The sequence below is a fragment of the Bradyrhizobium sp. USDA 376 genome, assembly GCF_054063675.1.
Window position 1 is genome coordinate 868,302 of record NZ_JBSSGN010000001.1, and the last position, 25,124, is coordinate 893,425.

General features: G+C 63.2%; 26 protein-coding genes. 8 read left to right on the plus strand and 18 right to left on the minus strand.

The window, feature by feature from the left end; translation table 11 throughout:
- The first annotated feature begins 207 nt into the window (after positions 1-207).
- On the plus strand, positions 208-780 hold the full coding sequence (locus tag ACVJ19_RS03940) for a LabA-like NYN domain-containing protein (protein WP_271579186.1): 573 nt from the start codon (positions 208-210) through the stop codon (positions 778-780).
- A gap of 602 nt (positions 781-1,382) precedes the next feature.
- On the opposite strand, the gene ACVJ19_RS03945 is transcribed toward ACVJ19_RS03940, so the two are convergent.
- The 3 genes from ACVJ19_RS03945 to ACVJ19_RS03955 form a co-directional block, all read right to left on the minus strand.
- On the minus strand, positions 1,383-2,222 hold the full coding sequence (locus ACVJ19_RS03945) for a sensor histidine kinase (protein ID WP_453948103.1): 840 nt from the start codon (positions 2,220-2,222) through the stop codon (positions 1,383-1,385).
- Positions 2,223-2,780: 558 nt separating this feature from the next.
- A complete protein-coding gene (locus ACVJ19_RS03950) occupies positions 2,781-3,197 on the minus strand; it encodes a hypothetical protein (RefSeq protein ID WP_271579188.1) in 417 nt (138 codons plus the stop codon).
- 18 nt (positions 3,198-3,215) lie between these two features.
- Complete coding sequence (locus ACVJ19_RS03955; RefSeq protein WP_453948104.1) at positions 3,216-3,416, minus strand: hypothetical protein; 201 nt, start codon at positions 3,414-3,416, stop codon at positions 3,216-3,218.
- 539 nt (positions 3,417-3,955) lie between these two features.
- On the opposite strand from ACVJ19_RS03955, the gene ACVJ19_RS03960 reads away from it, so the two are divergent.
- The 4 genes from ACVJ19_RS03960 (at position 3,956) to ACVJ19_RS03975 (ending at position 8,843) form a co-directional block, all read left to right on the plus strand.
- Complete coding sequence (locus ACVJ19_RS03960) at positions 3,956-4,156, plus strand: hypothetical protein (protein ID WP_453948105.1); 201 nt, start codon at positions 3,956-3,958, stop codon at positions 4,154-4,156.
- Between the two features lie 380 nt (positions 4,157-4,536).
- Positions 4,537-4,893 carry a PRC-barrel domain-containing protein gene (locus tag ACVJ19_RS03965; RefSeq protein WP_271579190.1) on the plus strand — a complete coding sequence of 119 codons (357 nt, stop codon included), beginning with the start codon at positions 4,537-4,539 and terminating at the stop codon, positions 4,891-4,893.
- A 1,256-nt stretch (positions 4,894-6,149) separates the two neighbouring features.
- On the plus strand, positions 6,150-7,418 hold the full coding sequence (locus tag ACVJ19_RS03970; RefSeq protein ID WP_038952271.1) for an IS256 family transposase: 1,269 nt from the start codon (positions 6,150-6,152) through the stop codon (positions 7,416-7,418).
- A 456-nt stretch (positions 7,419-7,874) separates the two neighbouring features.
- Positions 7,875-8,843, plus strand: coding sequence for an IS110 family RNA-guided transposase (locus tag ACVJ19_RS03975; protein ID WP_453948106.1), 969 nt, complete (start codon positions 7,875-7,877; stop codon positions 8,841-8,843).
- Between the two features lie 784 nt (positions 8,844-9,627).
- On the opposite strand, the gene ACVJ19_RS03980 is transcribed toward ACVJ19_RS03975, so the two are convergent.
- The 9 genes from ACVJ19_RS03980 to ACVJ19_RS04020 all read right to left on the minus strand — a co-directional run bounded on the left by ACVJ19_RS03980 (position 9,628) and on the right by ACVJ19_RS04020 (position 16,524).
- Positions 9,628-10,389 (minus strand): metalloprotease, encoded by a 762-nt coding sequence (locus ACVJ19_RS03980; RefSeq protein ID WP_453948107.1) that lies wholly within the window; start codon positions 10,387-10,389, stop codon positions 9,628-9,630.
- A 12-nt stretch (positions 10,390-10,401) separates the two neighbouring features.
- Positions 10,402-10,950 (minus strand): hypothetical protein, encoded by a 549-nt coding sequence (locus tag ACVJ19_RS03985; protein ID WP_453948108.1) that lies wholly within the window; start codon positions 10,948-10,950, stop codon positions 10,402-10,404.
- 79 nt (positions 10,951-11,029) lie between these two features.
- Positions 11,030-11,311, minus strand: coding sequence for a hypothetical protein (locus tag ACVJ19_RS03990; RefSeq protein ID WP_453948109.1), 282 nt, complete (start codon positions 11,309-11,311; stop codon positions 11,030-11,032).
- 3 nt (positions 11,312-11,314) lie between these two features.
- The gene (locus ACVJ19_RS03995) at positions 11,315-12,643 is read right to left on the minus strand and encodes a hypothetical protein (protein WP_453948110.1); all 1,329 of its coding nucleotides are present in this window, start codon (positions 12,641-12,643) and stop codon (positions 11,315-11,317) included.
- Between the two features lie 324 nt (positions 12,644-12,967).
- Positions 12,968-13,264 carry a hypothetical protein gene (locus tag ACVJ19_RS04000; protein WP_453948111.1) on the minus strand — a complete coding sequence of 99 codons (297 nt, stop codon included), beginning with the start codon at positions 13,262-13,264 and terminating at the stop codon, positions 12,968-12,970.
- 602 nt (positions 13,265-13,866) lie between these two features.
- Positions 13,867-14,337: a Crp/Fnr family transcriptional regulator gene (locus tag ACVJ19_RS04005; protein ID WP_453948112.1), complete on the minus strand. Its 471-nt coding sequence runs from the start codon at positions 14,335-14,337 to the stop codon at positions 13,867-13,869.
- Between the two features lie 163 nt (positions 14,338-14,500).
- A complete protein-coding gene (locus tag ACVJ19_RS04010; protein ID WP_453948113.1) occupies positions 14,501-15,268 on the minus strand; it encodes a class I SAM-dependent methyltransferase in 768 nt (255 codons plus the stop codon).
- Between the two features lie 100 nt (positions 15,269-15,368).
- Complete coding sequence (locus tag ACVJ19_RS04015; protein ID WP_453948114.1) at positions 15,369-16,007, minus strand: ferric reductase-like transmembrane domain-containing protein; 639 nt, start codon at positions 16,005-16,007, stop codon at positions 15,369-15,371.
- A 13-nt stretch (positions 16,008-16,020) separates the two neighbouring features.
- Positions 16,021-16,524, minus strand: coding sequence for a Twin-arginine translocation pathway signal (locus ACVJ19_RS04020; protein ID WP_453948115.1), 504 nt, complete (start codon positions 16,522-16,524; stop codon positions 16,021-16,023).
- A 318-nt stretch (positions 16,525-16,842) separates the two neighbouring features.
- On the opposite strand from ACVJ19_RS04020, the gene ACVJ19_RS04025 reads away from it, so the two are divergent.
- Positions 16,843-17,850: an LLM class flavin-dependent oxidoreductase gene (locus ACVJ19_RS04025; protein WP_453948116.1), complete on the plus strand. Its 1,008-nt coding sequence runs from the start codon at positions 16,843-16,845 to the stop codon at positions 17,848-17,850.
- A gap of 170 nt (positions 17,851-18,020) precedes the next feature.
- On the opposite strand, the gene ACVJ19_RS04030 is transcribed toward ACVJ19_RS04025, so the two are convergent.
- From ACVJ19_RS04030 to ACVJ19_RS04055, 6 genes are read right to left on the minus strand one after another with little or no spacing between them, the layout of a single operon-like run.
- The gene (locus ACVJ19_RS04030; RefSeq protein ID WP_453948117.1) at positions 18,021-18,896 is read right to left on the minus strand and encodes an amidohydrolase family protein; all 876 of its coding nucleotides are present in this window, start codon (positions 18,894-18,896) and stop codon (positions 18,021-18,023) included.
- A gap of 12 nt (positions 18,897-18,908) precedes the next feature.
- Positions 18,909-19,304: a RidA family protein gene (locus tag ACVJ19_RS04035; protein ID WP_453948118.1), complete on the minus strand. Its 396-nt coding sequence runs from the start codon at positions 19,302-19,304 to the stop codon at positions 18,909-18,911.
- Positions 19,305-19,329: 25 nt separating this feature from the next.
- The gene (gene hpaH / locus ACVJ19_RS04040) at positions 19,330-20,133 is read right to left on the minus strand and encodes a 2-oxo-hept-4-ene-1,7-dioate hydratase (RefSeq protein WP_453948119.1); all 804 of its coding nucleotides are present in this window, start codon (positions 20,131-20,133) and stop codon (positions 19,330-19,332) included.
- A gap of 2 nt (positions 20,134-20,135) precedes the next feature.
- Positions 20,136-20,996 carry a fumarylacetoacetate hydrolase family protein gene (locus tag ACVJ19_RS04045; RefSeq protein WP_453948120.1) on the minus strand — a complete coding sequence of 287 codons (861 nt, stop codon included), beginning with the start codon at positions 20,994-20,996 and terminating at the stop codon, positions 20,136-20,138.
- Between the two features lie 55 nt (positions 20,997-21,051).
- Complete coding sequence (locus ACVJ19_RS04050; protein ID WP_453948121.1) at positions 21,052-21,669, minus strand: flavin reductase family protein; 618 nt, start codon at positions 21,667-21,669, stop codon at positions 21,052-21,054.
- A 3-nt stretch (positions 21,670-21,672) separates the two neighbouring features.
- On the minus strand, positions 21,673-22,638 hold the full coding sequence (locus ACVJ19_RS04055) for a Bug family tripartite tricarboxylate transporter substrate binding protein (protein WP_453948122.1): 966 nt from the start codon (positions 22,636-22,638) through the stop codon (positions 21,673-21,675).
- Between the two features lie 132 nt (positions 22,639-22,770).
- On the opposite strand from ACVJ19_RS04055, the gene ACVJ19_RS04060 reads away from it, so the two are divergent.
- Both ACVJ19_RS04060 and ACVJ19_RS04065 read left to right on the plus strand, forming a co-directional pair.
- The gene (locus tag ACVJ19_RS04060; protein ID WP_453948123.1) at positions 22,771-23,562 is read left to right on the plus strand and encodes an IclR family transcriptional regulator; all 792 of its coding nucleotides are present in this window, start codon (positions 22,771-22,773) and stop codon (positions 23,560-23,562) included.
- 264 nt (positions 23,563-23,826) lie between these two features.
- The gene (locus ACVJ19_RS04065; protein ID WP_453948124.1) at positions 23,827-25,122 is read left to right on the plus strand and encodes an O-acetylhomoserine aminocarboxypropyltransferase; all 1,296 of its coding nucleotides are present in this window, start codon (positions 23,827-23,829) and stop codon (positions 25,120-25,122) included.
- Positions 25,123-25,124: the final 2 nt, after the last annotated feature.

Genomic DNA, 25,124 nt, shown 5'->3' on the forward strand with positions numbered 1-25,124 from the left:
GGTTCAATCGGCAGTGAGCTGCACAGAGACCGCTTAGAGGAAAAGATTTGAACGCTGGAACAGTTGGAGGTAGCCTCTAGCGTTGAGGCTCAAATTTCCGGACGAAAGCGATATTGTGAGCCTAGCCAGCTCACCATAAGCCATTTCGGTGACCTGAGCTTGTGCAGCGCGTCCCTCCGCATCGCTCAAATTTACGGCGGCGCCCGAATGTCATCCGCCCCCGACAAGATCGCGCTTTTCATCGATGGCGCCAATCTGTACGCCACCGCCAAGACATTGGGATTCGATATCGACTACAAGCGCCTTCTGCAGGAATTCCAGGGCCGCGCCACGCTGCTGCGCGCCTTCTACTACACGGCGGTCGTGGAGGATCAGGAATATTCCTCGATCCGACCGCTTATCGACTGGCTCGACTACAACGGCTACACCGTGGTCACCAAGGCTACGAAGGAATTCGTTGACGCCTATGGCCGCCGCAAGGTGAAGGGCAACATGGACATCGAACTGGCGGTCGATGCCATGGAGCTCGCCGGGCATGTAGACCAGATTGTGCTGTTCTCGGGCGACGGCGATTTCCGACCGTTGGTTGAGGCGTTGCAGCGCCGCGGTGTCCGCATCACGGTGGTCTCGACCATCGCCAGCCAGCCACCGATGATCGCGGACGAACTCCGCCGCCAGGCGGATGTCTTCATCGACCTCGTCGAGCTCCGTTCCAAGGTCGGCCGCGATCCTTCCGAGCGTTCTGGCCCGCGCGAGCGCGGGACGGTGTCGACCGCATAGTCGCCTTCGTCGCTCCCTCGGATTTGATCCGCGCTACACCGCCACGTCGGCGCCGTCCCGACGGGAAATCGGTGCGGCCGGAGTTCGCGCCAGCGGCTTCGGCATCAGAACATCCCGAGAAGGGCAAAAAAGACGACCTCGGCTATGAAGGCGGTGGTCATGATCACGACCGTGAGGAAGACGTCGCCTATCGGCATAAGGGGCATGACAAGACCCGCGTCCAACGTGGCCCCATCCTCAATTCACGAGGGGCGGAAAATGTTTCCGGGGCCGGGTTCCCGATGTATCCTCGTCTCGGGCAGGGCCCTCGGGGGCCGTTTCATGCGAATACTTGAACTGTCCTGCTGGTGCGTGACCGGGGCAGGCCTGGTGATGATCGCGATTTTCGCGCTGCACTGATCGCCTTGAGTGAGATCCTTGCACACTGTCGCCTGGTGTCCGCCGGGCCGCGCACCGATGTTCGGAAGCTGCGGGATTGCCGTAGGCAGTTGCGCGGGCGCGAACGGCGTCTCGATGAGGATACGGAGCGGCAGTCCTTGCGACTTCCAAGCCTCCGCATGACCGCCTGTCATGTACGCGGTGGAACACATGGCTTCCGGTAGCTAACGAGGCTGCGCGCGCAGCCGCACGCGCAGGCCGGATTCGAGCCGTTCGTACGCGAGCTGCCCGTCGAGCTGCTGAGTCAGCAGCAGGACGATCCGCGAGCCCAGGCCGCCGGGATCGGCCTCGCTGCGGAGGCCGACGCCGTTGTCGCAGACGGATAGCTCGATGCCGTCACTGGTCGAGAGTGTGACCGCGACCTGCCCTGGCTTATCGCCGGGAAAGGCATACTTCAGCGCATTCGTGACGAGCTCGTTCGCAATGATGCCGACGGCGAGCGCCTGTTGGCTCGGCAGATATACCTCGTCGCAGACCACTTGAAACGCGACGGGCCCGGAAGGCGCCAAGGATTCGAAGACTTTTTCGACGACGTTGTTGAGAAAGTACCGCATGTTGACGAGGCGTGAGTCCTGCTTGAGGGAAAGATGATCGTAGACCTCCGCCATGACGTGCAGGCGGCGCGCCGTAGCCTCCAGCGCGGAGGCGGCCTCGGGGCCTCCATTCCTCGCCTCCAGCCGGATCATCGCGCTGAGCACTGCCAGGTTGTTCTTCGTCCGGTGCGCCAATTCCTGCAGCAGGACGGTCTTCGTCTTGTCCGCCTGCATGACGCGCTCAAGCTCGGCGCGCTGGAATTCGGCGACGGCCGCGGTGCCTGCGGCCGTGATCGCGAACAGAACGTTCGGCGCGAAATAGTTGACGCCGTAGGTGCCTGCGTAGCTGAGGTAGGCGCCCACGCCGACGGCGATCACCGCCGCGAAGATTCCGGAGCCGCGGTCGAAGAGAAGGCCCGAGAGGAACACGCCCGGCAGCAGCAGGAAGTAGCCGGAGGAGCCGGTCTGCATCTGCAATCCCATCTGCAGCACCGAGCAGACCACCATGATGCAGGCTGAGATGCAGTAGCGGACGACGGCGGGAAGCCGGTGCTCCAGAATTAGCGGATAGAGTCTATGCATGTACCTGAAACCGACCGGTTCGCACGACGTTCCGCCTTGGGAGGCAAAAGGGCCGCGGAACGAGACTTGGTGTGTTCGGGTCTACAGCTCCGGATGTATATCAGCACAGCCTCGGCGTGCTCTTCGCTGCCGGGACCGATCGCTTCCGTCGGGCTTCGTGGCGGGTCGAGGCAAGGAGCTCACGGAGCGGATTTCTTGAAGACCCCTCCCGACGGGCCGTGACTCAGCCCTCCCATCATGAGATCGTCGCACGCGTTGCGTGGGCGCAGCCCGCCTTGGGTTTCTCGGGGACTTTGGGGGCGGAGCCACGCAGTCCGCGCAATTGCGCGTGGACCCGAAGGATCAACCCGGTCCTACCGGGCTCGTTCCTCCGAGTCGTCCCGACCGACCGTTGGGATACTGCAATGCTGCCCCCGCCGAGCACCGGCGGCCGGGAGCACGGCTCCGTTACGAGGCCTTGGCCCTTGCCCGCGCTGCGACCAGATCGCGTCGATGCCGCTTCCGGTCCCGCTTGCGTCGGCCCGTCGCGACCGGAGATGCCGCCGGTGTCGCCGCAGGCGTCGAGGCACTGGTCGCCCGGATGGGAGGCGGCTCGGTAGCCGGCGCGGCAGCCGACCGCGGCTCCATGATCTCGAGAACCGTGCGCCCCTTGTCGGTGATGCGCCAGCCGCCCTTGAGCCTCTCGACGAGACCTTGCGAAAAGATGTCGAGGTCGGGCACGCGCGCCGCCAACCGCTTGGTGCGTTCGGCCCAGTCACGTCCGCTCGTCGCCAGGATCGCCATGTCGCGCTTGAGGTCGGCCATCACGGCAAATCCATCCGGGTAGCTCACCAGGATTTTCAGCACCGTGACCTGGAAATTCACCCGTGCCTCCGCGGCCGGTCAGCGCCACATGGTCGGCGCTTGGGAGAGGGCTTGGCGGCCGACCTGCTTGAGGTGGTCCGCAGACGTCTCGCCTCTGGACGCGGCTTCCAGGATTTTCGAAGCCACGTGGGTACGGGCGCCGGTCTCGGTCTGGGAAACAGTTTCGCAGACCTCATCCAGGACCGCGCGCCATAGCGCGGTGGTAGCAGGATCGAGCATGGGAGACCCCAGAAGAAAACCTATCGTAACGCAGTCGCTGCGACGTCGAATTCAAGAATGTTATAAAATCTCATGAATTCTACATCCTCGCTTGGACTTGGCAAGAGCGAGAAAATGCGACTGGCGAGAACGGCCTCAGGATGATCCTCGACCTTTCGTGCCGTGGCACAGATCGCTTTAGCGCTGTAGCCGAGACACCGGTTGGAGGTTCGAGCGGTCGAGAGCGTGCACCAACTCGTCGCTGTCGAGTACGGCCTGGAGCCGGCGCAAAGTCTGCACAGGATCCAAACAGCCGAGTTGATCCTCGCTGAGAATTCGTCGAGCGTCCACGACCGCGCGATACAGGGCATCGTGATCGGGGCTGTTCATTGTCGAGGCTCCAAACACAAACCAATCCTGCAGGAGGGCTCGACGTTCCTAAAACCTCCTTGCGAGGACCTTCGACTTTCGACGAGGCGCATGACCGGTAAAACTCAGAAACTTCCACCACCAGAAGGGGTTTGAATTCCGATAGGGTCCAGGTTGCTGGACGGTTGTCGATGGTGGCCGACCTTGCACTGCGCCATGCCGTCGATGCGGCGTGGACATTCTATCGGGCCGTGCACGGCGATGTTCATCCGGCCGATGAACGCAGGTGTTTGCTTGAGCGGCATCTGCAGCGCACTTGGGAAAAGTGGGAGGTCGACGTCGATGAGCTCACATGCGCCGGCATAACGTTTCTGGAGCGATCCACCCGATGATTGACGAGGCTCGATTGAGAAAAACGATGGACTTCATCGGGCGCGCAGCCGGCGGAAGTTCGAGACCGGATTGGACCCTGGAAGCCATTTCCTGCCTCCTTGCGGGGGCTTGCGTCGTGGTGCTGCAATTTCTGCTGGGACCGTAGGATACAACCGACCTCCGGGCGAAACGGGCTGATCTCTGACGACTTACGGCGCGCCGGAGAGGACCGCGCGCAGGGACGCGATGGTTTCAGCGTCGAATATCGTGAGCACCGGCGCGCCAGCGCGGTGCTCCCGCCGGTGCGGCGAACAGGTCGGCGGCCAGCCGGGAAATCGGAGGAACGAGCACCTGCCGATCTCACTTGTCTTGCATCAATCTTTCCAGGAGGAGGACGACGATGGAAACGGAAAGACGTGAAACGGGAACGCTGATCGGTAGCGACAAGGTCGAAGGCACCGCCGTCTATGGCGCCGACGCTCAAAAGATCGGCTCAATCGAGCGCGTCATGATCGACAAGGTTAGCGGCCGGGTATCGTACGCGGTTCTCGGCTTCGGCGGCTTCCTGGGGATCGGAGACGATCACTACCCGCTGCCATGGCAATCCTTGAAATACGACACAGGTCTCGGCGGCTACCGAACCAATCTCACAGTCGACAGGCTCCAGGGTGCGCCGAGGTACGGCAACGACAACGACTGGAATTGGGACGACCCGACGCGAGCGAGAGCGGTGAACGACTACTATTCCGGCTTCTAGCCCTGCTGGCGGTCGACGGTCTCGTTGAGTTCGCACCGACGGAATACCCGGATTTCAAGCTCCCGGCGTGCCGTGTAGAGGATCTACCTGAAGCTCAACGGCGGTGCGCCCGCGGTCGCGGCGACCAGGCTATACCGTAAGAGCGCAACAACTATCGAATAAGCAGACTGGTCAGCGCCTCTGCGGCTAACAGGACTTCCTCCGTGGCGACGAAATGTGTTAAACATTGGCGCGCGGCGCCCCTCAAGGGTGCCACACAAAAATAGATCACCGGGCCGAAAATTCCAATAAAATCAGCAGCTGATGGGATTGTTGTAACAGTTCAATCCTGTCTGGCAGCACCATTCTCTTCGGTTCAATCACGCATGACGCAGCGTTCTCGCGGCATCTGACGCCCGAGTTTTGCTGTTTTCCTTGACCCTCTTCTGTGAAGAGGGCGCAGGGAAGACCGGGTGCCGGCTGGCACCCATGATCCGCTGCGCGAAGATTTGCACACGCAAATGCGCAGGCGGGACAACAGGTGGGCCGGAAAACACCCGGCCTTCCCTGCGCGATGGTTTGACGGCTTATGCCTGCTCTCCCCGGAGCCGAGTTCCTTCTGGCCTCCGTCACCTCGCGAATTGACGATGCCTCCAGGCCCGGTTGAGCCTCGATCCATCTCCGCAAGGCTTGACCGTAGCAACGACGGTCAGGACCACATGGTTTTGCCGTACGCGTCGGCCCGGCTTCGCTTTAGTAGCTTCGCCGGACTTTGGCGCCGTCCGTCCGCACGGAGCAAGACCTCACGAGGTTCATCTCGCCCTGGTCCCGCCTTCGCGTGCCCGACGCTGCCGCGTCCACCGCACCCCGATCCACGTTCGTTACGACGTACGATCGCCCCTCTCCGGGGACCGGGATGGCGGGATACTGCCGTAAATCCGAATTTCGGTAAAGTGGAATATTTTCGCGGGAGGGGGTTGACGGGTTTTGGTTGTGAGGCGGGTGTTTTGCCCGACGGGCAGATTGACGTGCATGGAGAACACAAGCCCGCCGACACGTCCCAAAGACCTGATGCCGAGGCTCCTCCCCGTTGGGCCGCGCAAGTAAGGTTAATTCTTCCTTTCGATTGTCGGTAAAATTTTATCTATTATCGTCGTTGTCATTCATGACGAACCAGAGGGAGCTATGGCGGAATCTGGGTGATGACGGTGTGAGGAAGGCGGCGTATCGAGGCGGGTGACGAGCCTGCCAGAACCTCTCGAGGAGAGCGATACGCCATGACCGAGACTACCAATGTTCTTGCTTTCCGTCAGCCGTCCGCGGTTGATGATCCACTGACCGATATCGTTCGTGCCGGCGCGCGGGACCTGCTTGCCAGGGCGATCGAGATCGAGGTTGGCGCGTTTCTGGCCAGCACGGCCAATCTGACGCTGCCCGACGGTCGAGCGCGCCTGGTCCGACATGGGCACGGTCCGGTGCGCGAGATTGCGACCGGCATCGGTCCGGTGGAGGTCGCTCGTCCCAAGGTCCGCGACCGCGGAGCGAGCGGGCCAGGCGACCGCCTCCGCTTCAGTTCGGCAATCCTGCCGCTATGGGCGCGGCGGACGAAGAGCCTGGATGCCTTGATCCCGGTCCTCTATTTGCGCGGCATCTCGACCGGCGACTTCCAGGAGGCGCTCTCGGCGCTGCTCGGCAAGGATGCGCCGAACCTGTCGCCTTCGGTGATCGCCGGCCTGAAGGCCGATTGGCAGGTCGAGTACGAACGCTGGCAGAGACGCGATCTGTCGGCGCGTCGCTATGTCTACATCTGGGCCGATGGCGTGTACCTGCAGGCCCGCATGGAAGATCACAGCGAATGCATGCTGGTGCTGATTGGCACCACGCCGGAAGGCAAGAAGGAGCTGATCGGCTTCCAGGTCGGCGTGCGCGAGAGCGCGCAGAGCTGGCGCGAACTCCTGATCGACCTGCGGCAACGCGGGTTACGGATTGCCCCGCAACTCGCCATCGGCGACGGCGCCCTCGGCTTCTGGAAGGCACTGGACGAGGCCTTTCCCGGCACGCGGCACCAACGATGCTGGTGCCATAAAGTGAGCAACGTACTCGACAAGGTCGCCAAATCCGTGCAGGGCCCCATGAAGAACGACCTGCGGAACATCTATCTGGCCCCACACCGGGCCGAAGCTGAAACCGCGATCGACGTCTTCGTCGAGAAATACCACGTCAAATACGGACGTGCGGTGGAGTGCCTGATCAAGGATCGCCATGCGCTGCTCGCCTTCTTCGACTTCCCTGCTGAGCACTGGATCCACCTACGCAGCTCGAACCCGATCGAGAGCGTCTTCGCCACGGTGCGCCACCGAACGGTGCGGACCAAGGGATCGCTGTCGCAACAAACTGCGAAGCTGATGGTGTTCAAGCTCATCGACGCCGCATCGAAGACCTGGCGGCGATTGAAGAGCACGAACCAGTTGCCGAAAGTCATCGCCGGTGTAAAGTTCATCGACGGAATCGAAGTCATTCCGAACACTGAAAGCCACGCCGCCTGATCAGGCCGCGTCACCCAAAATCAGCCATAGCTCAACCAGAGGCTCCGATAGTGTTTGCGTTTTGCCTGATCGTGACTGGGACTGTGCTGCTTCTTTCCGGCTTGGTTGCCTTCGGCTTTCATAGAAACTCGCTGCACTCAATGGCGTTGCTCTAGCCGCACCAGCCTTTGTAGAGCGAAGCGAAACCCATCAGAGCTTTGATCGGCGATAAAGCATGATGTGGTTCGCAAGTGCTCTACCCATCCTTGTATTAGCCCGATCGCGTATATTGAGCCGTTCCGTGAGGAATGGCCCAGCCCGGGTGGCCGCCCGAGCTGGGTCGCCGTTCGATCGGATCGGTACCCATCGAAGCCTTGAGGGCTGTCTGACGTAGCGAGATCGCGATCGGCACTTCATCGGGACCCGAATGGTTGAACGAACTTTGAGGTTCGCATCACAAGGGAGGGATCGACGAAGATGGCCAAGCATACCACGATCTGTGCCGGGATCGATACCGGCAAACGGAAGCTCGATGCGGCGATTGAGGGCTGCCGCGAGCAGTTGCAAGTGAAGAACACGCCGGAAGGCCACGAGGCTTTGTTGGCGTGGCTGCGACAACATCGCGTCAAACGCATCGGCATCGAGGCGAGCGGCGGTTACGAACAGCCTGTCGTCACCGAACTGCGGCGCAAGCGGTTTGTGGTTGTGGTGTTTCAGCCGGCTCAGGTCCGGGCCTATGCCAAATTCCTCTTGCGACGCGCCAAGAACGACAAGATCGATGCCGCGCTCATTGCAGCTTGCACCGCAGCGGTGCGGAAGATCCATGCCGCCCCCGATCCTCGGTTGTTGCCGTTCGCCGAGCAACTGACCATGATCGATCAGATCGGCGAGGATATCGCGCGCCTCAAGAACCGGATCGAGAGCTGTCGTAATGTAGCGATCAACAAGCTCTGGCACGAGGATATCACTCGCCTCGAGCAACGCGAGAAGGCCGCACTCAAGGCTCTGGTCGCCTCGATCCGCAAGCATCCCGACCTTGCCAAGAGGCTTGCACTGATCCACAGCGTCGACGGCATCGGGCTGCCGACCGCCGTGGCCATCCTGGTGCGTCTGCCTGAGATCGGCCGGATCACGCGGGAGCAAGCTGTCGCTCTCGCCGGGCTTGCGCCCTATGACGACGATAGCGGCGACCAGCTCGGGGTTCGGCATATCGAGGGCGGACGAAAGCGGCTGCGGCGCGCCCTTTATACGGCTTCACTGGCGGCATCGTTTCGATGGAATCCGCAGCTCATCCAGCTCTACCAACGGCTGACCGCAGCCGGAAAGGAACACAAGCGCGCGCTCGTTGCCTGCGCCAGGAAGATGCTCATCTTCGCCAACACGGTGGTGGCTCGCGGCACACCGTGGTGCGGCGAACCGCCGGTGCGATCGTTCTCGGTTTCTTAGTTCGACCGGGACGCGTTTCTTCGTCCCGACCTACAGCCCCTCATGACGTCGCGCGCAGCGTCCGTCAAGGATGGCCGTCGCCCGCCCGAACCTCACATGATCTGCCGCCAGGCCACGCCTTGACGGACGCGAGCACGGCGTCATCATGGCAGGCGCCGACGATCCGAACGGGCACAAAACACAGCCCGCCCTTTAATGGTTGCTGCGGGTTTGGCGGGGGATGGGTGTTTTGACCAACGGATCGAACGGGCGCGATAACGAGCAGACGCCTCGCGCCGTTTTCCACAACACCGGGTGTTACCAGACCACGACGGATTGACCGGGCATCGTCCGCCGCCGACAATTCCTGACTGATAAGCTGGGAGGAAAAATGAGACTTTGTTTTGCAATATCGGCCGGCATCATTCTCGCAACCCTTCTCGTGGCAGCACCGGCCTCTGCAGATAGCTGCAGCCAATGGAGGAACACGTGCATTTCCAGCGGTCCGGCCGCTGACGGTGACAGAAACTTGAAGAAATGTACTGCGGCAGCCGACGAATGCCGCGTGCAATGCAAGAAGGGACAGAAGGTGTTCGTCGGCCCCTTCAATGGCCAACATCACCCGGTGACTTCTTGCAATTAGACGCGATGGACGCAGTGGCGTAGCTAGGATGGGTAGAGCGAAGCGAAACCCATCAAGGCCTGCCTTGATGACGAAGCATGATGGGTTTCGCAAGTGCTCTACCCATCCTACAAGCTGGTCCCGCCTTGGTGAGGGGGTGTTTTGCCCGACGGGTCGGCGGCGTCAGAAGTTGTCCATGACATACTTCAAACCGATCTGGATAGCGTCCAGCAACGGCTTTCTGTCATCATGCCCGGTTTGATATCCCTTCACGATCGCCTTGCCCCGCTCCTCCGGCGTGCCGTGATGGGACTTGTCGTCAACCATGTCGTCGCCCGATTTGAACTGCGTCAGGGCGATGACGGCGGCGTTGAAGCTCGGCCGCTCCCACTTGCGAACGCCCGCGAAATAACCGGCAAAGAAATCCGCGTTCAATTCAACCCGTTTGACGGTGGACTGCCCGGCGCGGAGAGTCTTGTCCAGATGCAGCTTGTACTGGAGGATGTGTCCGAATTCGTGGGCGCAGACGCCGGCGACTGCGGCATCCGGCGCCTCGGCGCTTGCCATCAATTTCTTCAGCAGGCGCTTTCCGAACAGAACCGTGCCGTCGGTGCCCGCCACGCTTATCTTGTCGGATGCGAGCGCATTCGGCCAATCATAGTCGTCGTAATATGCGAAGCTGGGGGTGACATTCAGGCAATCGGAGATCCTATTCAAGGTCTGCGCGAGCGCAAAGTCGAAGTCCTTGTCACCTGACGTGAGGATCATCGGCACATCGCCGGTATTGCTTCGCGCATCCTGTTGGTTACCGAGGATGGTGTCGGCTTCGCTGGTCGGCAGGCTGCAGCCATAGATCGGATCGTGGCGTCTTCCTGCTGCCTTCGCACCGGCGATGTCGAAGAGAAGAAGACCGCAGCCGGCGATGCAACATCTCCGTGTCAGCATTTGCATGTCTCCCTAGCAAAGATTTGGAAACTTCCTGCAAGCCTCGGAGGCTCTGTCCACCGGAGGCGGGGGATTCGTTGGCGGATTTGGCGCACTTCCGGGGGTCGGAGCAGAGGTTTGGGGAAGCGGCACGGGTTGGGCCGGCAGCGACTGCGGCGTGGAGCTGCCGAGGTTGAAGTTCGCGTATTCGATCCGGTTGGTATAGAGGCTGATGCCGAGCAGCCAGGTCGAGTAGCCCTGCTGATGCTGCGCGACCATGGAGTAGACCGGTCCTGCGGGAAGCTGGGTCTGCCCGCTCACGACGACATTGGTCACCTGCCCAAGCTGGACCAGCTGCGGGTAGACGCCGCTGTTGCCCGTCTGCATGGCAATCGTCTGCCAAAGCTGAGGACCATACCAAGTCGGATTCGGCGTACCCGTCTGCAATTGCAGGATGACGGCCCCCAGGATTTGGCGGGGGTCCGCCTGCGCTGACGCCGTCCGCGTCACCGGCGCCTGAAGCAGGCAGGCCAACGCGGCCGCGATCAAGAACCGGATCGATCCCTTCAAAATCATCTGCATCCTCTGACACTCGCGGTACGACGGCAAAGCTCGAAATTCACGATTTGCATCTCGATCGGCCGATCGGCCGATCGGCCGATTACTTGTTCGGTCCGGACGGGTTCCTGATATCGGTCTCCGTCCGCGGCACGACGATCGGCCGCTCCGGGAGCTGGCGATTGGCGCCGGGAGCAACGTCGAATGTGCTCGACCCGCCTCCCGTTCCCCGGCCCGAGCCAATGCCAGAACACATGATCCTGCAGCCAAGCTCATTCAGATCGCACTTGCAGTCCTCGGCGGTACGGCTCAAAAGCTCGGCCCGAGGCAGCGGAAACGCGATCAGCAGTAAACCGGTGAACATCAGCATTTTGCGTGTGGGCATCCTTCACTCCACGGGGCTGAAACGAACGCTCTTGAAACCGACCACGACCGGGCGGGGCAGCAACGTATCCGGCAACAGCACATTCGAGGTCGCACGGCGCTCGAAGGCGATGGCCCCGCCCGGCGCGCTGTTCGTGCCGGCCTGCGGCGCCGGAGTGGGTGGCAGCGGTTTGCCGTTGGGCTCGGCACGGTTGCCACCCGCGTCTGCAGCCGGCGCGCCCGGCTGCGCTGCAATCGCCGGCAATACGGCCTGCTGGTTCACCCCGATATTTCCGCGCGTCCCGCCGTCTTCGCCCATACTGGTTTGAATCGAACGCGCCAGGAAGACACGGCTCACGAGTGCAAGCTCCACCGAAAAGCGCGGCCGTTCGATTCCCGTCTTCCGGTCTTTCACCTTGTCGTCGATCCTCTTCCCGATGAGGATCGAAAGCTGCTTGCGCATTCCCTGCTGCGAGCAGAACGCTTTCGTTGCGGCGGCCTGACAAAACTCGATCAGCCGAAGCTCCGCGGGCACCGCCGGAACGCCGTAGGTTTCGGTCGCTGAAAACCTGACCTCGACCGTTTCGGTCGAGCTGGCGTCGGCGCCAAACGCACCATTGAACAACTGGGACATTGCGCTTGCGCTACCGCTTGCCCGCTTCACATTGGTGATGGTGAAGCGCGGGAACAGCACGAGCGGAAGGGCCGTCCGGGTTGCGGGAGGCTTGAACAACGAATCGCTGGAGCTCGCCTGGGGCCAGATCTGTCCGTCGTGGTCGGGCCGCGTATTCGTGTCGGGAAATTGATAGACTTTCCGATAGGCGTCCTCGATTTCCGTGGTCAGATCGAGATGCAGCAATTTGATTGAGCGGCCCGCAAACGGTTCATCCGTCGCAGAATCGCTGACTGCGTCGTCGGTGATCATCGCAAAGACATCGCCGACCTGGATGTCCTCTACCGGCGGATAGACCGGCTCGAAGCCGAGTTTCGCGATGGCCTCATTCCACTGCTTCGCCACCGACAGCTTGGGCTGCTCGCCAGAGCCCGCCCAACGGACCGCAGCGAAGGTCGCGCCTGCCACGACGATGAGGCCAACCGCAATCCAGGCCTTGTAGCCCCTCTTCGCCGAGGGAGGCACGTCGTTTGCCGGGGGAGGCACGTCGACAGGAGGATCGCCCATCACCCAATCTCTATTTCCATCACGCGGCGCGGGCAGCTTGCGGCTGCGACGCCTTGCCAAAACATTTGCAGCGAGCCCGGCCTGCCCTGCCGGCTGCTCGCACGCGACGACGCTGCATCGACAACCAATCCTGTTGGGGATGTCGCTTCGTTCGCAAAACACGACTTCAAACAATAGGTGCCACTAAACATGAAACTCGTTGTAGTTGCCACTCCCAATTCCAACAATTCCAGAAATTAGCGGCCGGCGACGGCAATCGGCTGGACGCTCGTTGGCGAGCCCGCCATCACGACAGTGTCGCCGGCAAACACGATTCCCGGCGAGGCGCGCGTACAGCGTGGGAGCCGCAGCGACGCAGTGCCCGATCGCACCAGCCCGTCGGATGGGTAGAGCGAAGCGAAACCCATAGAATGCCTGCGCCAACGTGAAGCATGATGGGTTTCGCAAGTGCTCTACCCTCCTACGGACTGCCCATCCCACGCGCTGAACGGAATGGTGCTATCGTTGAGCTTCACAAACCGGTCTGCAATCAACGAAACCATCAGGCCAGCCCTGACAATCCCATGGGCAGCTCCATACCGGATTCTGGCCGAAGTCCGTCAGTCTGTAGCGAGCGGCGGCCCTTGGAAATTTCCTTAGAGCACTTTCGAATTCCGCCACGAAGTCCTTGTCCTCTTCCGGAATCGGCTTTCTGACAGATCCATTGACGTCCACGGCTTTACTGGCGTCCTGCGCCAGAGATACCGTCACGGCGGTTTGCATAACCAAGGCGAGGATCAGAGAACTGGCGCGCATCAACGTGTCTCCAACGTGTCTCCAATGCGTCTCCTGCACCGCAACCTAGGATATATTGCGCGGACCGGCGAAGCAAGGAGTTGCAGCTCGTCGGCGAGCCAGAACCGTGGTCGGCCCCCCGACATTTGAACTGCGTCGCACTGTCCGTTTGCCCTCCAAATTCATGGTGATAGTGTCATATCTCGCGGTCCTGTCCGGGAGGACACAATGGGATGGTTTGACGGGCTGTTTGGAAGAACGTCGGCGCCTACGCCCCCACTCTTTGCGAGATTCAGGCGGAGATCACGGGCACCGACTGATCCTGATCTTCTGAAGATTGCCAAAGACCGAAAAGGGCATGTTTCGAGGAGAGCCGTGAGAGACGAATATAATCGGCTGCTCCTGGAGAAGTACGCACACGACAAGTCGTGACGTCCAGCTCGCTGGACGGGCGGAGCGAAGCGAAACCCGTCGAGGCCTTGCCGGTGACGAAGCATGATGGGTTCGCAAGCTCGTAGCTCGTAGGATGGTAGAGCGAAGCGAAACCCATCAGTTCCTTACGCGCGATCACGAAGCACGACGGGTTTCGCAAGTGCCCTACCCATCCGACGCGTGATCAATTGCTATCCACCCGCCCGTTGCCCGGCAAACCGATCGTCGGAGCGGCGCAGGCGTCGGCACAGCTCGCGATTGATGTTCTGCAGGACGATCACATAGGCGTGGATATCGGTCTTGTAGCAGGCATAGAGTTTTCGGGCCGTCAGCTCGTACAGCACGGTCGGGCTCTCCGTGACCACCGTGGCCGAGCGATTTTGCATTTCGATCAGCGTCATCTCGCCGAAGAAATCACCGGGCTCCAGACGGGAAATCGGGACGACGCTCCCTGAATTCGTGCGTTTGCTCACCGCCAGCCGGCCGGATTTGACGATGAACATCGAGCGTCCCGGCTCGCCCTCGGCCACGACGGTTGCTCCGGCATCGAAGCGGCACTCGACCAGCATCGAGATCAGGAGGTCGAGGCTTGGATCCGGAAGACCGCCGAAGAACGGCGTCGCCAGCAGGAACGCTTTCAGATCGGGGGCCGTGACAGTCATCGCGCAAGGATACGCCCCACCGCTACTTGCGGCAAGCAGAGCATACATTGGCGCTGACGACGACCAACGTGTTCAAACAAGTGCTGCGCGAGATGCTCGGAGGTTGGGTTTCGCAAGTGCCCGGCCCATCCTCCGCACTGAACGCTATTTGGGCCGGCGTCCCCTAATCGCGTGTGCGCGCGCACTGCAGGTGATGCGACCATCGGCATCCGCCGGCAGCCGCGCGCGCGCCCGCGCGATGAGCGTCTCGACGTACTGCGGGTTTCATCGCTGCAACGGCAGGCCGAAGCGAAGGAGACTTCAGATTGATTGCCCAGAACTCGTCGAAACTTGAATAAGTCCGCTGCACCGTAATCTCGCGTGTTTGCACGTCCTCGAGGCCTGCTCCGGCCCACAGGTCTCGCAACGCTTCCATGCGAGAGGCGTCCAGCCGTGGCGGGCGAGTTGCCGCAATGCCCATTGCCTTCATCTCGCCGTAGATTGGATCGAGCGGAAAGCCGCCAAACATGTCCCACATATACGTCACGACCGCACCGCCGGGGACAACGACTCGCGCCATTTCGCTGACGCCCTTGGCGGGATCCAGAACGAACACGAGAACCAGGGCCATCACAGCCGCATCGAAGCTGCCGTCGGCGAAAGGGAGTGCCATGGCATCACCCTGGCGAAACTTTGCCACGCGCGCCGCAGGTCGCGTGCGTGCAAAAGCGAGCTGCTCTGCCGAGGGATCGATGCCCTGGACCTCGACGGGGCTGCATCGCTCGACCAGGAGTTCAGTGAAGGCCCCGTTGCCGCATCCGATGTCGATCCACCGCAAGCCGGCAGGAGGCGCCAGCCAATCAAGGAATATCTGGCCGGCGGACCGGCTCCAGATTCCCATCATCTGCTCGTAGGCGGCACCGTCGTTGAAGTGAATTGTCTGCTCTGCCATTCCCAGATCCTCCCCGCCCGATGACGATCCTTGGCGCGCGCTATTTTGCGCACAAAGGATGGGATTGGGAAAGCCTCGGATCTGCCCCGGTCCGGCCGGCCTACTGCCGCGCAATGCTCTCGCCGCGTAGCGCCCGTCGCTTTCGCCACACCTGCAGGTCGATCATGACTTTCACTGTTGCCGCGAGGACGAGCGCACACAGGGCCGCCTTCGAGACCGTCTCCATCGTCCCCTCGATCAGCAGGCAATGAACCACGCTGCCTGCGACGATGACGATCGCGAGCGGCATATGAAGGAAGCGCCAAGTTCGCGGGCGCAGACCCCATCGCCGGCGCAGCAGAGCCAGAACTGCAACCGCGAAGATGGCCCACATCGCGATCACGCCAAAGGGCGAGAACGGCGTCGGCGATGAGAAGGTCAGGGCGTCGATCATATCGGGGGGACTGGTGATCCAGAGACCGGCGACATGGATCACGATCGCCAGAGCGAGCGCGCCGCCGATCCAGTGATGGACGCGACGTCCGCGATAGGCCGATAATCCCGGCAGGTAGCCGCCGATCAGCAGGGGCTGAACAAGCACGAGGCCCAGCGCGACGATGCCGGCGAATCCGGCGAGGATATAGACCGGACCGCGCCATGCGAGCTGCTCGCTTGCCGCAGCAGCGGCGATCGGCACGCCGATGGCCAACGCAAGAGCGGCCCAGATCAGGATCACCCGGGCCAATTTCCATCCCGTCATTCGTTAGCCCGGGTCAGGCCGGCTGCAGGACGAAGTGCGCCTCGAGGCTGGTCTCCTTCGCGCTCCGCATCACCGGCCGCAGGAACACGGTCTTGAACTCACCGCTGTCATAGGCGAGGTGACCATGCGGCTGGCCGAAGATCGGAATGATCTGCGGCATCTCGAGCCGGAACTTGCCGTCCTTGTCGGTGAGCGTGGCGCCGTGGCTCTGCGGCTCGTGCTCCTGACCTTCGACCGTGTGCGCCCAGATCTGGATGCGCTGCCCGGCCAGCGGAGCGCCATCGCCGGCACGGCGCACGGTTCCGCTCATCCAGAAGCCGCCCTTGCCGATGCGCTCCACGATCGCCGCGCCCCTGCGGTAGTTGTTCGCTCCGCCCGACATCGACTCGGTCGGTGCGAGGCCGTCCGCGCGAGCCGGCAACAGGAGCCCGGGAACGCCGACGGCCAGAATTCCGGTTGCGAGAACGGAGCCGCCCGCGGCGAGGAGGTTGCGGCGGTTGAGTACGACAATGGTCATGTAGCTTCCTCCTGACGAGGCGTACAATTGCTCCACGGAGGATACAACAACCGGCGCCAGACGCCCAGTTGAGACCAAGGGCGCCACAGGTTGCAATAACAGGGTTGTGAATGGAGATGCGGGCCAGTCGGACAGCTTCGCAGGATGGGCAGAGCGACTTGTCCGCCGTAGCTCAAAGGGCGAAGGCGGAAGCGAAACCCATCGAGGCCTTGTTCGACGACGAGACATGATGGGTTTCGCAAGTGCTCTACCCATCCTGCGCGCTGACACTACATGTGAGCCTTGATCGCCCAGACCTCCTCCCCCGGTACCCCCTCCATGATCCCCTTCTCCGTGCTCGACCTCGCTCCCATTCGCCAAGGTGGCGACGCCGCGCAGGCGTTCCGCAATTCGCTCGATCTCGCCCAACATGCGGAGAAGTGGGGCTTCAAGCGCTTCTGGCTGGCCGAGCATCACAACATGACAGGCATCGCGAGTGCGGCGACGTCGGTGGTGATCGGACATGTCGCAGGGGGCACCAAGACGATCCGCGTCGGGTCCGGCGGGATCATGCTGCCGAACCATTCGCCGCTGGTCATCGCCGAGCAGTTCGGCACGCTGGACTCGCTCTATCCCGGGCGGATCGATCTCGGGCTCGGGCGCGCGCCGGGCACCGACCAGTTCACGGCGCGGGCGCTGCGGCGCGATCTCGCCACCACGTCCGAGAATTTTCCACATGACGTGCTGGAATTGCAGGCGCTGCTCGGCGACGTGCAGCCGAACCAGGCGATCCGCGCCGTGCCCGGCATGGGGACCAGGGTGCCGCTCTGGATCCTGGGCTCGAGCACGTTTGGCGCGCAGCTTGCGGCCATGCTCGGCCTGCCCTTCGCGTTTGCCTCGCATTTCGCGCCGCAGATGATGATGCCGGCGCTGCGCGAATATCGCGCGCGTTTCGAGCCCTCAGTGCAGCTCGACAAGCCCTATGCGATGGTCGGCGTCAACGTGTTCGCCGCCGACAGCGATGCGGAGGCGCAGCGCATGTTCTCCTCGCTGCAGCAGCAGTTCATCAACCTGCGCCGCGGCACGCCGGGCCCACTGCCGCCGCCGGTCGACGACATGGACGCGCTATGGTCTCCGGCCGAGAAAGCCGGCGTCGGCCAGTCGCTGTCCTGCTCCGCGGTCGGCACGCCTGAGGTCGTCGAGGAGAAATTGAAGGCGCTAATCGCCGAGACCGGCGCGAACGAACTGATGACGACGGGGCAGATCTACGATCACGCCGCGCGGCTGCGCTCGTTCGAAATCGCGGCCGAGGTAAGGGACCGGTTGGCGAAGCAGCCGGGGGTGTGAGCGCGATCTAGTGCCCCGATGGAGATGCGCTCCCTCCCCCGCCTGCGGGGGAGGGTTGGGGAGAGGGTGTCTCCGCAATCGAGAGCCCCCAAGAGGAAAGAGCCCTCACCCCGACCCTCTCCCGCAAGCGGGAGAGGGAGGGCACCGCGTTCGCGGCAAGCTGCAAGTCTCTAATCCGCAAACCCGAACAGCTTGGCCGGATTATGCACCAGGATCTTTTCCAGTTCGGCCTGGTCGGCGGCGTAGCGGTACATCAGCTCGAGCAAATCGGCGTCGTTCGGCGGCTGCTTGACCGAGACCGGATGCGGCCAGTCGCTGGCCCAGACGCAGCGGTCGGGGGCCGCCTCGATATAGGCGCGCGCGATCGGGATCACGTCGTCATAGGGCGGGCCGGCCTTCGAGGTCTTCTCGCCGAGCGACAGCATGACCCAGAAATTGCCCTTCCCGAGCAGCTCCAGCATCTTGCGCAAATTCGGATCGCTCCTGCCGGCCTCGGGGTCAGGACGCGCCATGTGGTCGATCAGCACGGGCACGTCGAGGTTCTCGTATTTGGCGACGCTGGAGACGATGCCGTCCTTCTCCGGCTGGATCTTGACGTACCAGCCGAGCTCGCGAATGCGGGCGATGGCGCGGGCGAAATCGGCATCGGATAGCACGGCGCCGAGCTCCTGGCGGAAACTGAAGCGCGCGCCGCGCACGCCGGCATCGTGCAGCCTGGATAGATACGAGTCGCTCGCCTCCGCGAACACCAGCGCGTTGGCGCAGCCGCGATAGTTCGGCCCCATCGCGGCGAGGCCGTCGAGCACGACGGCATGATCGGCGCCATAGGTCGTGGTCTGCACGATGATGCCGCGCTCGATGCCGAGCGTCTTGTGCATGCGCAGCGCCGCTTCCCAGGTCGCGGTCGGCATCCGGTACGCCGCGCCCGGGCGCTCCGGATATTTGTCGATCGGCCCCAGCACGTGGAACTGGCTGTCGATGGTCTTCGGCGGCGGCGCCTTGACCGGGCGGCGCGGATTGGGATCGAACGGCAGATAGGTCGGCATGCGCAAAACTCCTCAGTCGATCACGGCGGTGAAGTCGCACTGCACCAGCGCGCCGCCATCCATGTTGTCCATCGGCAGCGCGTGGCGGGCCGGGCGCGAATGCTCATCCGGAAACATCTTCAGCCACTCGACATTGACGGGGCCGCGCTGCGAGCGGTCCTTCAGCCACACTGTCATCTTGATGATGTCGTCGGTGGTGCCGCCGGCGGCTTCGACCGTTGCCTTCATATGCGCGAACATGTTCGCGCATTGCGCGTCGAGGCTCTCCGGCATCGCATTGGTCGCGGGATCGCGGCCGAGGATGACGCCCGACATCACGAGATTGCCGATGCGGCAGGCGTTCGGGATCGGGTTGACGTGCTTGAAGCCGCCGATGTGAATGCTCCTGCGCCGCGTTTGACCCGTCATAGTGCGCTCCCTGCTTGTTGTTGCTTCAGACGAACTGGCACGACACCGAGCCGAAGGCGCCGTAGTCGGCATGGAAGGTGTCGCCGCGGCGGATGTCGACCGGACGCGTGAACGATCCCGCCAGCACCACCTCGCCGGCCGCGAGATACTCGTCATGCGGCGCGAGGCGGTTGGCGAGCCAGGCGATGCCGTTGGCGGGATGGTTGAGCACGCCGGCGGCAAGCCCGGTCTCCTCGACCTCGCCGTTGCGGAACAGGAGCGCGCCGATCCAGCGCAGATCCGCATCCATCGGGCGGATCGGCCGGCCGCCGAGCACCAGCGCGGCGTTGGCCGCGTTGTCCGAGATCGTATCCATCACCTTGCGCGTCTTGCCCGTCTCTGGGTCGACGCGGTGCATGCGCGTCTCCAGGATTTCCAGCGCGGGTGTGACGTAATCGGTGGCGTTGAGCACGTCGAAGATGGTGCAGTCGGGACCGCGCAGCGGCGCCTTCAGCACGAAGGCAAGCTCGACCTCGATCCGCGGCGCATGGAAGCGGTCGAACGGGATCGGCGTGGCATCGGCATAGAACATGTCGGCGAACAGCACGCCGTAATCGGGCTCGGTGATGCCGACCGCGTTCTGCATCGCTTTCGAGGTCAGGCCGATCTTGTGGCCCTTGATGACGCGGCCGCGGCCGAGCTGAAGTTTTGTCCAGGTGCGCTGGACGGCGTAGGCATCCTCGATGCTGAAATCCGGATATTCCTTCGAGAACATCGGGATCAGCGCCTTGGTGCGCTCGGCTTCGTCTAGCCGCGCGGCAAGGCGGTCGATCGTGGCGGCATCCAGCATGATTATTGCTCCGCGGCCACGGTGTTGCTGAGCACGCCGATGCGGCTCGACTCGACCTCGACGACGTCGCCGACCTTGAGCCAGCGCGGCGGATCGAAGCGCGCGCCCGCGCCGGTCGGCGTGCCCGTGACGATCATGTCGCCGGGCTTCAGCGTGGCGAAGGTGGAGAGATAGGAGACGATGAAATCGAACGGGAACATCAGCCGCTCGGTGGTGTCCTGCTGCCGCACCTCGCCGTTGACGCGCGTGACGATGTCGTGCGGCCCGCGCGGATCGAGCTCGTCCGCCGTGACGATCCACGGGCCGATGCTGCCGGAGCGATCGAAATTCTTGCCTTGCGTGACGTTGAACTTGCCGTGGCGCAGCCAGTCACGGATCGTGCCTTCGTTGCACAGGGTCATGCCGAAGATGTGCGACCACGCCTGTTCGCGCGGAATGTGACGGCCGCCCTGCCCGATCACGATGACGAGCTCGCCTTCATAGTCGAGCTGCTCGGAGACTTTCGGCTTCTCCAGCGGCTGGCCGGAGCCGGTCATCGAGGACATGCTGCGCACGAACAGGCTGGGATATTTGGGCAGGTCGGAATTGTCTTTATATTCTGCATTGCGCTCGGCGTAGTTGACGCCGATGCACCAGAGCTTTTCCGGCGCCAGCACCGGCGGCAGCAGGACGAGCTTGTCCAGCGCATAGTCCGGCTTTTGTCCGGCGACCGCGTCCTTCGCGTCGGCGAGTGCGTTGGCCGCGATCAGCGCCTTCAGGTCCGAATAGCCGCGTCCGATGCGCCTGGTCAGATCGACCACGCCGCCTTCGACAGCCGCGCCATAGCGCGGCTCGCCGTCCAGGAGATAGCTCAGGAGTCGCATTGTGATTTCCTCCGATGATCTTGAGGCGGCTGGGCGGAACGACCGGCCCGCGCACTCAGTCTTTCGATTTGGGAGTCTGGAAAACGGTGTTGAGCGTGACGATCTCGCCGAGGCGCGCGTAGCGCGGCCCGCCGATGCGCGCGATCGGGTCGAGCGCCTTGGTCTCGACCTTGCCGTCGTTGACGAGGCCGTCGCGCAAATGGAACATCACGACCTCGCCGACGATGAGTCGGCTCTTGGCATGGCCGAATTCGAGACACTGGCGGAAGCGGCACTCCATCGCGACGGGCGCTGCCGCAAGCCGCCGCACTTTGATGCGCTCGCAGGGTAGCGTCTCCAGCCCGAGATGCTCGACCTCGCTGACTTCAGGCGGATGCTCGATCGAGCTGTCATGCACCGCATTCATCAGCGGCGTATCGGCGATGTGGATGACATATTCCTCGGTGTCGAGGATGTTGTGCGCGGTATCCTTGTAGTCACTTCCCTTGCGGCCGACGCTGATGGCGAGCATCGGCGGCTTCTGCGAGACGAAGGTGAAGGCGCTGAAGGGGGCGAGGTTGAGCACGCCCTTGCTTGACAGGCTCGTGACCCACGCGATCGGACGCGGCACCACGATGCCGGTCATCAGGCGGTAGATGCGCTCGGCGCCGAGCTCGGTGGGGTCGATCCGCATCGGTCATTCAGCCCTGATGTTGGCCTTGCGCACGACCGGAATCCACTTGGCGTCCTCGCGCTCCAGGTAAGCCCTGAACTCGTCCGGCGTCATCGCCGTGGCTTCGCCGCCGAGTTTTTCGAATTTGTCGACGACGCCGGGGTCTTTCAGAATCGCGATCAGGGTCTCGTGGAGCTTCTCGACGACCGGCGCGGGCGTGCCCGCGGGCGCGAACAGGCCGGTAAAGGTCTGGCCGTCAAAGTCCTTGTAGCCGAGCTCGGCGAAGGTCGGCACGTCAGGCAGCGACTTCAGGCGATGCGGGCTGGTGACGGCCAGCGCGCGGAACAGGCCGGCCTTGATGTGCTGGAGGCTGACCGTGAGCTGGTCGAATGCGAACTGCACCTGGCCGCCGAGCAGATCGTTGACCGCCGGCGCATTGCCGCGGTAGTGCGCGGTCACCCATTGCAAATCGAGGTTCGACTGCATCAGCTCGCTGAGCAGATGGTTGGTGGTGCCGGGACCGGGCGAGGCCATGGTCAGCTTGCCGGGCTCGCGCTTGGCGAGGTCGATGAATTCCTTGAAGTTGCTGGCCTGCACCGACGGATGCACCTCGAGCACCAGCGGCGTCATCGAGATGGTCGAGATCGGCAGGAAGTCCTTCTTCCAGTTATAGGCGTCGCGCTTGTTGATCTCGGTCGCGAACAGCACCGGGCCGTTGGCGCCGACGAACAGCGTGTAGCCGTCGGGCGCGGATTTCGCGAAGGCCTCGCCCGCGATCATGCCGCCGGCGCCGGCCTTGTTCTCGATGATGAAGGGCTGGCCGAGCTTCTCCTGGAGCTTGTCGGCGATGATGCGCGCGGCGCTGTCGACATTGCCGCCGGCGGGATAAGGCACGATCAGCTTGACGCTGCGGGCGGGCCATTGCTGGCCAGAGGCGGGCCCTGCCAGCATCGCGGCTGCAGCAGCGATGGCAATCCAGATTAATCTCATGTTAACCTCCCAGCAGCACTTCCAATTCCAGTATCGAGTGCCGCTGACGTCGCGCACGGCATCCCGATCGCGGCGCAATCTCCAGATGCGCACTTTACCTGTCGAGTGAATTGTGGCGTTCTCGTCCACATTATGGACAGAACCAGATCGACCCGCAACGCCATGGAACCGCGGCAGGGCGCGCAGGCGATCCGGCGCGCGCTCGCGGTGCTGCGTATTCTTGCCGCAGGCCGCGAGGACGGTGTGCCACTGGCCGAGGTGGTACGGACCACCGGCCTCACCCGTCCGACCGTGCACCGCATCGTCCACGTGCTGATCGAGGAAGGCATCGTGGAGCGGCACGAGCGCACCGGCCGCTACGCGATCGGCAACCAGGTGCCGGAGCTCGCGCTGGCACGGCCGCGGCCGTCGCGGCTGCTGATCGCCGCCAATCCCTCGCTGCAACGTGCATCCGCCGCGATCGGCGACACGCTGTTCCTGACTGTGCGCACCGGCAACGACACGCTGTGCGTCGACCGCAGGATCGGCGTCTATCCGATCCAGGTGCTGTCGATCGAGGTCGGCGCGCGCCGGCCGCTCGGCGTCTCCAGCGCGGGCGTCGCCATCCTCGCCGCGATGCCGGCGCAGGAGGCGCGAAAAATCGTCGCGGCCAACGAGAAGCGCTTCGAGGCCTACCGGACCGACGCCGCGACGGTGCTCGGCGAGGTCACCGCCGCGCGACGGCTGGGATACGGCATGAGAGAGATCGGCCTGGTGCAGGGCACGAAATCGATCTCGACCTGGATCAAGACTCCGGACGGGCAACCCGCCGCGGCGATGACCGTCTCCGCCGTTCGCACGAGGCTCGGCCCCCGCCGCGAGCAGGAGGTCGCGGAGATTTTGTTGCGGGAAGCGCGGATCATCGAGCAGGCGATTGGGGGTTAGCTTCGCCTCTCCCCGCCTGCGGGGAGAGGCCGGAATTCGAGCGAAGCTTGAATTCCGGGTGAGGGGGAGTCTCCGCGAGCTCGCTGTCACTGTCTTCGCGGATAGAGCCCCTCACCCCGACCCTCTCCCCGTAAGAACGGGGCGAGGGAGCGCACCGTCGGCGCGGCTGGAGCTCGCTTCAAACCCTGCACTGTCAATGGCTGACTTCGCACGCGTTTTTATGGCACAACGGCCACCCTTACCGACCGACCAACGAGGCCACGCATGCCCGCGCCAAAGCCGCCTGCCTTCGAGACCCTGAGCCTGCATGCGGGCCAGCATCCGGATCCCACAACCGGCGCCCGTGCGGTGCCGATTTACCAGACCACGTCCTACGTGTTCCAGGATTCCGACCACGCCGCCGCGCTGTTCAACCTGGAGCGCGCCGGCCACATCTATACGCGCATCTCCAATCCGACCACGGGCGTGCTGGAGGAGCGGCTCGCGGCGCTGGAAGGCGGCGTCGGCGCGATCTGCACAGCGAGCGGCCAGGCGGCGATGCACCTGGCCATCGCGACGCTGCTCAATGCCGGCGACCACATCGTGGCGTCGAGCTCGCTCTATGGCGGCACCATCAACCTCTTGGCGCATACGCTGCCGCGCTTCGGCATCACGACGACCTTCGTCAAGCCGCGCGATCTCGACGCGTTCCGCGCCGCGATCAAGCCGAACACGAAGCTCGTGATCGGCGAGACCATCGGCAATCCCGGGCTCGAGGTGCTGGACATCCCCAAGGTCGCGGCGATCGCGCATGAAGCAAAGATTCCGCTGCTGATCGACAATACCTTTGCCACGCCATATCTCAGCCGCCCGATCGAGTTAGGGGCCGACATCGTCATGCATTCGGCGACCAAATGGATCGGCGGCCACGGCATCGCGATCGGCGGCGCCATCGTCGACGGCGGCCGGTTCGACTGGCGCGGCTCCGGAAAATTCGGCGTGCTGACCGAGCCCTATGGCGGCTATCACGGCATCGTCTTCGACGAGCAGTTCGGTACCGCCGCCTTCATCATGCGCGCCCGCACCGAGGGCCTGCGCGATTTCGGCGCCTGCCTGTCGCCGACCAATGCGTTCCAGCTGTTGCAGGGCGTGGAGACCCTGGGCGTGCGCATGGACCGGCACATGCAGAACACGCATCTCGTGCTGGAAGCGCTGAAGTCCAACAAGGCCGTCGACTGGGTGCTGCATCCCTCGCTTGAGGACCACACGGACTATCAGCTCGCCAAGACGCTGCTGCCGCGCGGCGCCGGCTCGATCGTGTCCTTCGGCATCAAGGGCGGCCGGCCCGCGGGACGCAAGTTCATCGAATCGCTGCGCATGATCAGCCACCTCGCCAATGTCGGCGATGCCAAGACGCTGGTGATCCATCCCGCCTCGACCACGCATCAGCAGATGGACGCCGAGCAGCTCAAGGCGGCCGGCGTCGGCGAGGAACTGGTGCGGCTCTCGGTCGGCATCGAGACCGCCTCCGACATTATCGACGATCTCAACCAAGCGCTGCGCATCTCGCAAAAGGCCTGACA